Origin of the sequence: Pedobacter nanyangensis (genome assembly GCF_003313505.1) — a bacterium.
Taxonomy (GTDB): Bacteria; Bacteroidota; Bacteroidia; order Sphingobacteriales; family Sphingobacteriaceae; genus Pedobacter; species Pedobacter nanyangensis.
Genome location: NZ_QMHO01000001.1, coordinates 557,659 through 570,511 on the forward strand (window position 1 = coordinate 557,659; position 12,853 = coordinate 570,511).

Sequence of the window (12,853 nt, forward strand, 5' to 3'; positions counted from 1 at the left end):
TTGTTTTGGGAGCATTCAATAACAGATTAAGCTTCCGTCTTAATCTTCAGCTCTTTCAATTGCTTATCATCAATCGTGCTTGGGCTATCAATCATTACGTCGCGGCCCGAGTTGTTTTTAGGGAAAGCAATCACATCTCTGATGGTATCCAGACCCGCAAACAAAGAGCACAAACGATCGAAACCGAAGGCCAAACCACCGTGCGGAGGAGCGCCATATTCAAAGGCATCTAATAAGAAACCGAACTGTTTTTGTGCCTCTTCGGTACTAAAGCCCAAATGCTTAAACATTAATGACTGTGTTTCCTTATCGTGGATACGGATAGAACCGCCACCAATTTCGGTGCCGTTCAGCACCATGTCATAAGCATTTGCCCTTACCTCGCCCGGTTTGGTATCCAACAAAGGAATGTCCTCTGGTTTTGGCGAGGTAAACGGATGGTGCATGGCGTGGTAGCGTTCAGTTTCCTCGTCCCATTCCAGCAATGGAAAATCCAATACCCAAAGGGCGGCAAACTTATCCTTGTCACGCAAACCTAATCGAGAGCCCATTTCCAGGCGCAACTCGTTCATCTGCTTGCGTACCTTATCCTGGTTTGGCCCGGCCAATACCAATACCAGGTCGCCTGGTTGGGTATTTAATGCCGCCGACCATTTTTTCAGTTCGTCTTCGTTATAAAACTTGTCAACCGATGATTTTAGCGAACCATCTTCATTGTGGCGCAGGTAGATCAGGCCGGTAGCACCAATTTGCGGACGTTTAACAAAATCCGTCAGTTCATCCAGCTGTTTACGGGTGTAGTGCGCACAGCCTTTGGCGTTGATGCCCACTACCAGCTCTGCATGGTCAAAAACAGCAAAATCTTTTCCCTTTACAATATCGTTCAGTTCTACAAAAAGCATTTCGAAACGGGTGTCGGGCTTATCGGAACCATACAGGCGCATCGCATCGCTGTACTGCATGCGGGGAACTTCCGGTAAATCAATCCCTTTAATTTCCTTAAATAAAGTTCTAATCAGGCCTTCAAAGGTGTTTAAAATATCCTCTTGCTCCACAAACGACATCTCGCAGTCAATTTGGGTAAATTCAGGCTGTCTGTCGGCACGTAAATCCTCGTCCCTAAAGCATTTCACAATCTGGAAATACCGGTCGAAACCAGAAACCATCAACAACTGTTTAAAGGTTTGTGGTGATTGTGGCAGGGCGTAAAACTCGCCGGGGTTCATACGGCTAGGCACCACAAAATCGCGGGCGCCTTCTGGCGTAGATTTGATCAAAACAGGTGTTTCAACCTCTATAAAATCCAGGCCGTCCAAATATCGGCGTACCGATTGGGCCATTTTGTGGCGCAGTACCATGTTGTTGCGCACAGGGTTGCGGCGCAAATCCAGGTAGCGGTATTTCATGCGCAAATCATCGCCGCCATCGGTTTCGTCGGCAATTAAGAAAGGCGGCAGCTTGGCCGCATTGAGTATTTCCAAGGCCGATACCTTAATTTCGATATCGCCCGTTGGGATTTCCTTGTTTTTGTTAGAGCGTTCAACCACTGTTCCGGCTACCTTAATCACATATTCGCGACCAAGATCTCGTGCTTGCTGGCATAAATCGGCATTGTCATTCATGTTAAATACCAATTGGGTAATACCATAACGATCGCGGATGTCTATGAAAGTCATCCCGCCCAAATCCCTAGAGTTCTGCATCCAGCCGCACAAGGTTACATTTTCGCCCAAGTTTTCGAGGGTCAATGCACCGCAAGTAGTTGTTCTTAACATATTTATTTCATGTTTAAGCGGCAAAAATACGAATTGATTGTTGATTTTAGATTTACGAATTTAGATTTGCCATACAATACGCCTAAAACACTGGTTTTGTAGCGCAAAGCCTGTTTTTCAATCAGCGGTGGTCCCGCTGTACGCTCCAACTCCTCGGCTGCGCTACGCTGGCCTGCGGGGTTTCTGCTGCCATCGGGGCTATCTGCAACTGGTGCAGGTCAAATACCTCCGTTCCTTTACCATCTCGCTGGTGCTATCGTAGTGGCTAAATGAAACTGTAGGCCTGTCCAGTTGATCATTGGATATTGCGCTATTGCCTTGGCTGTATTTTTCCTTGTGCCGCTTTCAAAAGCAGCGTAAACGGTGTGCAATGTTTCCTTAACCCCTCATTCATTTTTTCCGCTACAGCTGCGCCCTCCTCGGCAATGCGGTGCGGCTAGGGTTTTGGTGGTGGTGGTTAGTATATGATGGCATTGCTGCGCAGATTTGGACCAGGCACATCACCATTGTTGATCCCAAGGATTGGAGAAGGCGGGGTTGCTATGAGAAAAATGATTGCCCTCTCCCCACAAAGTGGCTGCTCTATGGCTACCGGTCTTCATCTGCTATGTCGAATAAAACGGGCGAGCATTATCCTCGGGAATTTGGTGGTTACAGCTGTGGTATAATAATTTTACTACGGGGCCAAGTTGTTACGGCGTAAACCAGTCCAAATGGAGCTAAAGCAGTGCTGCGGTTAGGGTTCCCAAGGATTGGAGAGGGCTTTGTTGCTTAAACATGATGTATTGCCCCCTCCTTTCCATATGGTTTTTGCCTGCTATTTATTTAAACTTTAAACCTATGATATGAAAAGTGCAGGTTAACCTTGGGAATGCCTTTCTAAACTTCGTCACCATCCCTAAAAGTTATTTTGGGCTAAATTTGGGCAGTTTGTAAAACGTACGTATTCACCTGGCCCCTGTAATATCGTCAACGTATAACCCCAATAATTTGGGGTGGGCATTACTGCCAATGAATGGGTCTTTCCCCCACAAAGTGGCCGCCCATGGCAATTGGTTTTAACCAAATAAGGGAAAAAGCGAGCCTAATCCTTGGGTAATGGCTTAATCAAGAGGTTGTTTTGGCTTCATAGGATTGTTTTCCAGCTCCGCAGCGGTTATTTAGGTCCCAAAGAAGGCATAAGGCTACAGGTCTCTTTCGCCCCCCTCTAATTGTTGAAGGACTGTTGTATTGCGCTAGCCCAGGCAAAACAAAAGGAGGGTGCTTAATCTTTGGGAATGCCCTTTGGTTTGGTTTATCTGGTTTTTGGCTTTAATGCGCACAGGTAGGTATCACGTTTAATTTCTTCTATCAAGAGATGTGGTTGCCCTCCTTGTTTTGATCACTTGTTCAGGTTGCTCGGTAAGCTCAGCCCCACAGCTTGCTTAAATGTTAAGCTCCCAAGGATCGGAGAAGGCAGGTTGCAATCAAAATTGACCACCATGTCTTCTCCTTACAAAGGGGCTTTGCGGCTCCATTCACTAACCTCTATGTATGAAAACAAAAATGGTGGAGCCTAATCCTTGGTTGTTGGTTGGTGTTATAGGTTTTTGCGGGCGGTGCCAACGGGGCATTAATGCCAAAGAACGGGTTCTTCGGCCAGATGCTTTTTGGGGCAGGTACCTAAGTATTTGCCATACCTTGCCAGGTTAACTTTTAATCCAAAAGGGCCGAGAAAGCCGGAACGTGTCAGTTGCCCTCACGCGCCACATTGCCGCAATGTTGACCCCTCATGCGTTCAATAAGGGCTCGATCATCCTTTCGGAAACATATCCTGGGGTTAAATCTTTTTTAACATTAAATCCCAAGGACAGAGAGTTCACAAACCTCTCCTAAAACTCTCTCCGTAAATTTCACGGGCGGCTTACCATACTTGGCCTAGCGTTGTCCTTGGGAAATACCTTTAGTTGGCCCAACGGTATCAGAACCTTTCCCCAACCTTCCCAATGGGTGTTTGGGAAGGCCGGGCTATCATAAAATCTCATGAGCTCAAGCCAAAGTCCTACTCATGTAACAATGCCATGCCATGGGTGTCATGTTAGCCCTGGGAAAAGTAACATCTACCTATTTTACTGATATTTAACTGTTGGGTTTATCCGTTGTGCGTTTAGCCACAGACGTACTGTGTTGGTGGTTTTCCAGTGAAATTGAACCAAGATATTTTCATTCCATAATGGCTTTTGGTACGGGGGAAAATATTTTTTCCTAAACTTCTATCCGCATTTCATCAGCACATCCGTGGCTAGCTTGCTATGATTTCAAATTTACCGTTCAAAAAACCCTCCTGCTCCCGTATCCGCGGAAGCGGTTCATTGAACGTTACAGTACAAAACTGCTCAGTATATCACTGTAAACCCTTTGTGGGGCCGTGCCAATGGCCGTTACCCTAAATTCATATTGTACACCGCTTTCCAGCTCGGTCAATAGTAGGGTAACTTTGGTGTGCACTTTAATGATCCATCCATCAGTACCTCTTCTGCGGTACTCATATTGATAGCTTTTGGCCCCCTTAATGGCCTTAAGGCTTAACTTGATCATGCCCACTGCTTCGGGCTGCACGTTAAAGTTTTGGGGCTTTGGCAAAATGCCAATGGGTTCTGGCTGCTTGCTTAGGCTATAGCCCGATGAAGCCAGGGCAGGACCATCATCGTCTACGGTCATCTGTACATAATAGGCCAGTTTTTCTAGCAGGCTGCTTAGTTCCGTGCGCTTTTGATCGCGCAATAGCATATCCTGCTTGCTGCCTCCTTCCTTTAGCCGGGTAAGTGCCGCTTGAAAAGCCACCACAGCGGTATTTATATCTGCAATTGGGGGCGTAGGCGTAGGAAAATTCGAATTATTCGACATACTGTCTATAATCAGCAATGCCTTTTGCTCTAATTCAGCATCATTGTACTTGCTGAAAGAGGTGATAATTTTGATTTTTGACATAACATATCTATTTTTTGGTTTATTAATCAATAAGGGTATGCTGCCTTTTACTACGCTCTGGGGGTATTGTGCTGGAAGTTGGTCTATTTCATGTTTTATACGCCGTGTTTGATAAAAAAGGGGCTTGGTTCGGTGTTAATAGGCATTTGTTTGGCTGGAAGTAACCCTGCAACAGCGGGTTCCTGTATGGATGTTCAAGTTTTCTGTACAACATTTCAGGGGATTCGTACAGATTTGAAGGGTTTCCGCATTGAATTTTAGGAATGCTGTATGGCTTTTTGGGGTTTCCGTATGAATTTTCAAAAAAGTTATATAACATTTTAGGTTTTCTGTAGGACATTTTAGGATTTCCATATAAACTTTTAGCTTTTCCATGCAGCTCCGGCAGGTTTTGATGCAGAAAACCCGGCGCCTCATGCTGATCGGCAGTGGAGGAACCCTGATTGGCAGGAGTGCTGTATAGACCGCCTTTGCTTTGATGTGTAGCGGTAGCTTTGCTGCATAGAAAGCCGCACGCTCTATACCGTAAATCCAAGCTGCCATACAGAGCGTGTGCGGCTCTGTATAAACAGCTTTGAAATAGGTTAGGGTTTTGGTTTGGTAGGTAGATGTAGCGTCTCATGGTAGCTTGCGTTTGGTTGCCAATTGGCTTTGTTGTCCAAATCTAGGGCGGTAATTTGGCTTAGGCAATACTTTGGGGCGGACAAAAATGCGGACAAATTAAGGCGCTGATTTATTTTGGGAAGCTGTTGAACGGCTTTTTGGAGGAGTTTGACGGTTAGTTTAGTGGTTTGGTTCTTATGGTTACTGGTATCGCCCGAATTTTGGACAAGAAAATAATTCCATGCTTAGCCAAAGCAATCATCTAACTCGGGATGGAGGCCGTGCTACTTGTTTTAGATTGCGCATGATCCAACTTAAAAATAAAATCTTCTAAACTATCGCCGTCGGGCACTGGGATCCTTAGCTTCAGGCGTCTTTTGCTTCTTGCAACGCTGTCAATCCCAATACCCAATACCGAGCCAATTTGTTTATTGTTGAGCTGTAGATAGATCAAGCAGACCAGGCGTTCTTCGGCAGGGGTGGTGCGTGGGGCAATTTCCCTGATCTGTAAAAGCACCAGTGGGTAAGCCTGTTCAAAGGCCAATCTGAACCTGAACCAGTGCTTATCGGTTAAAAGTGAATCTTCATGCAGCAGGTCATACAGGTCTTTCTTGTAATCCTTTTGTTCGCCCCTGTAATTATCGATCACTTTCTTAAGATCGCTGATCAGGACGGTCTTCTCCCTGATCTTGTTGATAAAGTTTTTGTTCTGCAACAGGGCTTCCTCCGCTTTCCGTTCGGCCTCTTTCCAAAGGTTTTCCAACCAATTGGTTTTTTTCCTGTGGGCAAACCTCAGCTTTAAATACCATAGTAAAGCTAAAATTGCGAACGCCATCAAACCGATGAGCAAAATGTTCTTGAAGCGCTTTTCCCGCTCCAACCGCTGATGCGTTGTGGCCAGCTGCACTTTCATCTCGGCAATTTGCTTTTTGGCTTTTCGGGTACCTAGGTGTTGCAGGCTATCCAGTTTGCTTTTGGGGTGGGGGTAACTAATGGTGTTTTTGCGGAAGCTCTCTGGCCAGTACACATAGGCTTGTCCACCATTTTTTTTGGCCCGTGCTACTGTTTGAAGCTCATAGCCAGCTAAAGGCTGATCGTTTTGTTGCGCCCTGGCTTTAAAAACGCAAGCTGCGGCCAAACATACGGCTGCGGCCACTGGTATCTTAAGGTGTCTCATAGGTACTGGCAACATTACAGCAGGGGCATGAACTTTGGAAAGGCCCAAAAAGCTGGGTTCAACATGCCATACGACAGCTTGTTCTGGTTGCCATGTTTTTGGGTAGCTTTTAAGCTCAAAGCGCATGGCCGCTTGGGCGCAGCAACGCAAAGATCCTTATTTTCAGTAAGTAAATAGCTGTAGAGGCCAACCTTGGGCCTTAGGTGAAGCGAGTTTTTCATAAAAATTAGATAGAGGTATCCAAATATGTCAAAGTTTTTGGAGAAAAGCAAGTGAGTGTACCTTACGCACAGGCTAGAGGCCTTTAAATTGGCTGCTGATGGGTAAACAGGTAGCCAATTCTTGTATCTCCCCCGTGCGGCCAGGCCATATTTCGGATTTCGTACCTTTAACTTTACAGTTAGCCTTACCCAATCTCAAATCTATTTGCTATTTTGCACCAATGCAGTTTAAAGAGATTATTGGACAGGATGCTGTAAAGCAACATTTGCTACAAACCGTTACCGAAAATAGGGTGAGCCATGCACAACTTTTCCTATCTCCGCAGGGAAGCGGGGCATTGCCCTTGGCCGTTGCCTACGCCCAATACATTAACTGTACCGAAAAAACCGACCAAGATAGCTGTGGTACCTGTGCTTCGTGCCGCAAGTACGAAAGGCTGATCCATCCCGATCTGCACTTCTCTTATCCTTTCTTTGCTTCTAAAGATGTAAAAATAGCCACAGACGTGCTGGATGAATGGCGCAGCATGATGCTCGAGAACTGCTATTTTGACCTCGATATTTGGCGCTCTAAGCTTAGCGCCGATAACAAGCAGGCCAATATCAACATCGCCGAGTGCCATGACATCATCAAAAAGCTGAGCTATAAAGCCTTTGAGGCCGAAACCAAGGTGCTGGTGATGTGGCTGCCCGAGTTTTTGGACAGGGAGGGAAATGCCCTGCTGAAAATTATTGAGGAACCACCTGCCAATACGCTTTTTATTTTGGTGGCGCAAAATCAGGAGCAGATCCTATCTACCATCCTGTCGCGTACGCAAATGGTAAAGATCCCCAAGCTGGATGATACCACGGTGAAACAATACCTGATTAACAAGGCAAACCTTTCGGAAAATCAGGCCGAAGAATATAGCTTTTTGGCCGACGGAAACCTGATAGAGGCCAATGCCCTGCTTAACGACCAGGCCAATAACAATGCCGGCTATTTTTCGGCCTGGCTGCGTATGGGCTACGGCAACCGGGTGCCCGATATGATGGCCTTTACCGAAACCGCCGCAAGCTGGGGAAGAGAAAACCAAAAGAATTTTTTAAGGTATGGGATTAATTTCCTGCGGGAATGCGGGCTGTTGCTCAGCGGAGCCGATGCCCTGGTGAAATTGCCCCCACAGCACCTTGAAGTGGCCCAAAAACTATCGGCCAACGTCCTGAACATGGCCATGGTTGAAGCCCTCATTAACGAACTTGAAAAGGCCCATTACCATATAGAACGTAATGCGAATCCAAAAATTCTGTTTTTAGATGTATCTTTACAACTGGTAAAAATTATAAAGTTTAAAACGCTCCCGAAAGGGACTCAATATATATATACATAATATGGGATGTGGAAGTTGCTCTACCGGAGGCGGTTGTGCCCCCGCTGGCTGCAAAAGTAATGGCTCTTGCCTTACTGGAGGCTGCCAAAAAATGGAAGTACACGACTGGCTGTCCAATTTGGATATGCCATCTAATTATAAACCTTTTCAAATTATCGAAGTTAAATTTAAAGGCTCCAGAAAAGAGTTCTTTGTCAACAGCGACGATATCTATTTGGAAATAGGAGAACTGGTGGCCGTAGAAGGCCCAACCGGCGGATATGATGTAGGCCACGTATCGCTAACCGGCGAGCTGGTGCGCATCCAATTGAAACGAAGGAAGGTGCAGGCCAGCCAGGTTACCCGAAAAATCTATCGTAAAGCTACCGAAGCCGATGTAGAGAAATGGAAAATTGCCAAAGGCCTGGAGTGGGAAACCATGCACCGTGCCCGTACGCTGGCACTGGACTTAAAACTGTCCATGAAAATCAGCGATGTGGACTATCAGGGCGACCGTACCAAGGCCACTTTCTTTTACACCGCCGAAGGAAGGGTAGATTTTAGGGAACTGATCAAGAAAATGGCCGAGGCCTTCCGTATCCGTATCGAGATGCGGCAGATCGGGATGCGACAAGAGGCAGGACGCTTGGGCGGCATTGGCTCCTGCGGCAGAGAACTGTGCTGTTCTACCTGGCTAACCAACTTTAAAACCGTATCAACGGCGGCGGCACGCTATCAAAACCTTTCCTTAAATACCCTTAAACTCGCCGGACAGTGCGGCAAGCTCAAATGCTGCCTCAACTATGAGCTGGATACCTACCTGGATGCCCTAAAGGATATCCCAGATCGTATAGACGCCCTGCAAACCGAAATTGGCGTGGCCAGACATCAGAAAACGGATATCTTTAAGAAACTGATGTGGTTCAGCTATGCCAACCAAGAGGATTGGATCCCCTTAAAGGTTGACCGTGTGAAGGAAATTATGGCCATGAACAAGCGTGGCGAAAAACCGAGCAACCTGAAGGACGAAGCCATTGAGCTTAAAACCTCGGCACCTGTAGAAAAGGTTCACGATTACGAAAACGTGGTTGGACAGGACAGCCTGACCCGCTTAGACGAAAAGAACCGCCGCAACAACCGCAACAACCGTAACCGTAACGATAGGGGCAAAGGCAACCAAGGCACACAAAAACCTCAAAACCAAAACAAGCAGGGCCAAAAACCTCAGGAAAAGCCGCAAAACCAACGGCCACAGAAAACAGCGGAAGCCAAGGCAAATGATCAGGCACCAAAAACGCAGGCAGAGGCACAGGGTACCGAGCAAAAGCGCAACAACCGTAACCGTAACAAAAACCGCCATAAAAACCGTAACAAAAACCAGTCTGAAAACCCCAATAACGGTTAGGGCTTAAGTATCGTTAATGAAATCAATCAAGAACATCGGCTTTAGTATTGCCTTGCGTGTAAACACCCTGGCCTCTTGTTTAATAGGAGTAGCCCTTTTATTTGGATGTAACTTTAACACGGTAATTGATACCAATCAAGCGGTGGAAGATAACCAATGGCTGTACGCCAATACGGCAAAGGCCGATTTTAAGATCGAAGACACGGCAAAACCTTATCACATAAACTTTAAATTACGGATCAATAACAGCTACCGCTATGCCAATATGTTTGTGCTGGCTACCTTTAAGGATGCCAAGGGCCGTAAAAGATTGCGCTACCAGTTTAAGTTGGCAAAACCCGACGGGCAATGGCTGGGCAAGGGATCTGGAGATTTGTACGCCTACACGTTCCCATTGCTTAAAAACCATCGATTCCCGGATACGGGCAAGTACAGTATCGAAATTGAGCAGAATATGAGGGATAATCCGCTGTTGGGCGTAAGTGATGTTGGGATTGAGGTAATAAAAAACTAACTTTAAGGAGGCGCACCAAAGGCGATGGCTTTTTCAAAGGCGTTAAGCCCTTTAAAAGCCTGTAGCGATAAAGCTGCGCTGCTTGGGAAACTAAACTAAAATTATATTGATATGAGGAAGAGATTGCTGGTGGCTTGTCTGCTTTTAACGGTATTTGCGGCAAATGCGGCCGAAATCAAGTTTTTGGAAAACCCTACCTGGACCACCGTGCTTGAGCAGGCAAAAAAAGAAAATAAAATGATTTTTTTGGATGCCTATGCGACCTGGTGCGGCCCCTGCAAGCAAATGGATGCCGAAACCTATACCAACCAGGCGGTTGCCGATTACTACAACGCCAATTTCATTAACGTTAAATACGATATGGAAAAAGGAGAGGGAGCCATGCTTGCAGATCGGTACTACGTATCCGCCTATCCAAACCTTGTTTTTATCAATCCAGAAGGCGTAATGCTCCATAAAGGGGTGGGTTTCCTTGCCGCCGACGAGTTTTTGGCATTGGGCAAAACCGCTAAAAACCCACAAACACAGTACTACACCTTAAAAAAAGAAGCACAAAAACTGAACAATGCGCAGTTCCTAAAGTTTGCCGAGCTGGCGATAGAGCTTCAGGACGAGGACTTTGGCTACATCAGCAAAGATTTTTTGGCTGCAAAGCCTGATATCCTGGGAGATCCAGATTTGGTGGACCTTTTAATGAAATATGCCTTTACCTTACCCAAAGAAAAAGACCTGAAATACTTTGCCGAAAACAAAAGCAAGGTGCTTAGGGCGGGCAAATACACCGAAGATGATTTTAATGAACGCCTGGTAACCTTGGCTATACAGTTTGCCCTATCAGAAGAAGTACAGCTTACCGAGGAGGTTGACTTTGATGCCGTAAAGGCCATTTTGGACAAGTACATTCCGGCACAGTCGTTCTTTGTGTTCAACTATTTTAAAACCCAGTATTTTCTGGAGAACAAAGAGATGGAACCTGCATTAACCGCGTTTAACCAAATTATTGACCATCCTGATAAGGTAGGCTACGAGCAGTTATGCAACGCCATGATGGGATTTGGCCCAATTTTGCACGAAGAAGGCAAGTTAGATAAATATCTGGAAAAGTTTAACGCCATAAAAGTGCCTGCCAAAGATGCTAGCCAGGCCTACCTGAAGGATTTTGTAAAGGCGATCATCTATATCAAAACCAAACAAACAGATAAGTTCAAGGAAACGGCCAATACCATGCTGGCTAGTGCCAATACCCCTGAGGATGTGAAGAAAGACCTAAGGCAGGCACTGCAGAACATGGGCAATTAGTGGGCTTTATCTCGAAGCATCTGATACATCTAAGAACATTTTAGCCACCCATAAGCAACTTTGGTGGGCCAGGGGGGTACATTGTTTTTTGAACCATTAAGGCATTAAGGGAATGAGGCTTAATGGTTTAGAATAGGTACAGAAGCACACTATAACAGCGGCAGCAATTGCTCCAAGGCCATTCCGCGGCTTCCCTTTAGCAAAATAAGCGAATCTTTCCAGTTTTGCGCCTCAATAAAGTTAACAGCCTGCGCAGGAGTTTCAAAAAAATGCGCTTGGTATTGGCCACTAACCTCAAAAAAATGAACGCCTACAAATACTAACGTGTCAATATTGTTTTTCAGGGCCAGTTCTATAATGTTTTGATGCTGTTTGGCAGACTCGGGGCCAAGCTCAAACATATCGCCCAAAATGGCCACCTTTTTAGCCGCACTAAGGCTGTTCAAATTAGCAATGGCAGCCGCCATGCTGCTTGGATTAGCATTATAGAAATCGCAGATCACCGTATTACGTTCCGTTTTGGCCAGCTGCGAGCGGTTGTTGGTTGGAAAATAATTGGCCAGGCCCTGGTTAATTTCCTGCGCACTTAACTTAAAGAAACAACCGATGCTAATGGCCGCTAGGATGTTCTCGAAATTGTAGATGCCGGTAAGGTTGGCCTTGGCCGCATAGGTATTGCCCGCATACATCCAGTCAAGCTCAATAAGCGGATCACTATGCTTTAAAACACCGTGCACAGCGTTGGGCTCAGTTACATTATAGTGCACCACATTTTTAACGGTAGCCTTGTTTACCATCTCTATCAGGTCAAGGTTAGCGGCGTTTACAAACACCTGGCCATTGTGGGCACTTAAATACGCATAAAGTTCGGCCTTGCCTTTTTTTACCCCTTCAAAACCTCCAAAACCCTCCAAATGCGCCATGCCAACGTTACTGATCAGGCCATGCGTAGGCTGTGCAATGCTACAAAGAAACTCGATCTCCTTTTGATGGTTGGCGCCCATTTCAATTACCGCAATTTCGATAGCTCGATCAATGCTAAGGATAGATAAAGGCACACCAATATGGTTGTTTAGGTTCCCTTTGGTGGCAAATACGCTGAAATGCTCGGCCAGTACCGCCCTAATCAATTCTTTGGTAGTGGTTTTCCCATTGCTGCCGGTAAGCCCAATGACAGGAATGTTTAACTGCTGGCGATGATGCTTGGCCAAAGCCTGTAAAGTCTCCAGTACATCATCTACCAAAACAAATTGCTCCCCTTGGGCAAACGCCGCATTATCTACAACCGCAAAGGCGGCCCCTGCCTCAACCGCTTTTTGGGCAAACTCGTTGGCATCAAACTTTTCGCCCTTTAAAGCAAAAAACAAGCATCCCTGGGTAATGGCTCGCGTATCGGTACAAACTACCGGATGTTTCAAATAATGCTGATAAAGTTGTTCGATACTGGTCATAATGCCTGAAATGAATAATGCTCTGTAAAATTACGAATGCTTAAGTGAAATCAAATATTCTTTTAGTAATATTGATTGTAAGATATGAA

At 45.8% G+C, this 12,853-nt stretch carries 9 protein-coding genes; 5 read left to right on the forward strand and 4 right to left on the reverse strand.

Features of this window, described 5'->3' with window-relative positions:
* Positions 1-26: 26 nt before the first annotated feature.
* Complete coding sequence (aspS, locus tag DUT71_RS02580; protein WP_113660944.1) at positions 27-1,775, reverse strand: aspartate--tRNA ligase; 1,749 nt, start codon at positions 1,773-1,775, stop codon at positions 27-29.
* A 1,533-nt stretch (positions 1,776-3,308) separates the two neighbouring features.
* Between aspS and DUT71_RS20150 the strand changes: the two genes are divergently transcribed.
* Positions 3,309-3,467, forward strand: a complete 159-nt coding sequence (locus tag DUT71_RS20150) for a hypothetical protein (RefSeq protein ID WP_162795918.1) — start codon at positions 3,309-3,311, stop codon at positions 3,465-3,467.
* A 666-nt stretch (positions 3,468-4,133) separates the two neighbouring features.
* On the opposite strand, the gene DUT71_RS02590 is transcribed toward DUT71_RS20150, so the two are convergent.
* Positions 4,134-4,745: a fibronectin type III domain-containing protein gene (locus DUT71_RS02590; protein WP_113660946.1), complete on the reverse strand. Its 612-nt coding sequence runs from the start codon at positions 4,743-4,745 to the stop codon at positions 4,134-4,136.
* An 865-nt stretch (positions 4,746-5,610) separates the two neighbouring features.
* Positions 5,611-6,525, reverse strand: coding sequence for a helix-turn-helix transcriptional regulator (locus DUT71_RS02600; protein ID WP_162795919.1), 915 nt, complete (start codon positions 6,523-6,525; stop codon positions 5,611-5,613).
* 442 nt (positions 6,526-6,967) lie between these two features.
* Here DUT71_RS02600 and DUT71_RS02610 point away from each other — a divergent pair, with 442 nt between their 5' ends.
* The 4 genes from DUT71_RS02610 (at position 6,968) to DUT71_RS02625 (ending at position 11,313) form a co-directional block, all read left to right on the forward strand.
* Entirely contained in the window at positions 6,968-8,116 is a 1,149-nt protein-coding gene (locus tag DUT71_RS02610) for a DNA polymerase III subunit (protein ID WP_113661096.1), read from the forward strand.
* Position 8,117: 1 nt separating this feature from the next.
* A complete protein-coding gene (locus DUT71_RS02615) occupies positions 8,118-9,500 on the forward strand; it encodes a PSP1 domain-containing protein (RefSeq protein ID WP_113660950.1) in 1,383 nt (460 codons plus the stop codon).
* A 16-nt stretch (positions 9,501-9,516) separates the two neighbouring features.
* On the forward strand, positions 9,517-10,014 hold the full coding sequence (locus tag DUT71_RS02620) for a gliding motility lipoprotein GldH (RefSeq protein WP_113660951.1): 498 nt from the start codon (positions 9,517-9,519) through the stop codon (positions 10,012-10,014).
* A gap of 111 nt (positions 10,015-10,125) precedes the next feature.
* Positions 10,126-11,313, forward strand: a complete 1,188-nt coding sequence (locus DUT71_RS02625) for a thioredoxin family protein (protein WP_113660952.1) — start codon at positions 10,126-10,128, stop codon at positions 11,311-11,313.
* A gap of 149 nt (positions 11,314-11,462) precedes the next feature.
* On the opposite strand, the gene DUT71_RS02630 is transcribed toward DUT71_RS02625, so the two are convergent.
* Positions 11,463-12,764 (reverse strand): UDP-N-acetylmuramoyl-tripeptide--D-alanyl-D-alanine ligase, encoded by a 1,302-nt coding sequence (locus tag DUT71_RS02630; RefSeq protein WP_113660953.1) that lies wholly within the window; start codon positions 12,762-12,764, stop codon positions 11,463-11,465.
* Positions 12,765-12,853: the final 89 nt, after the last annotated feature.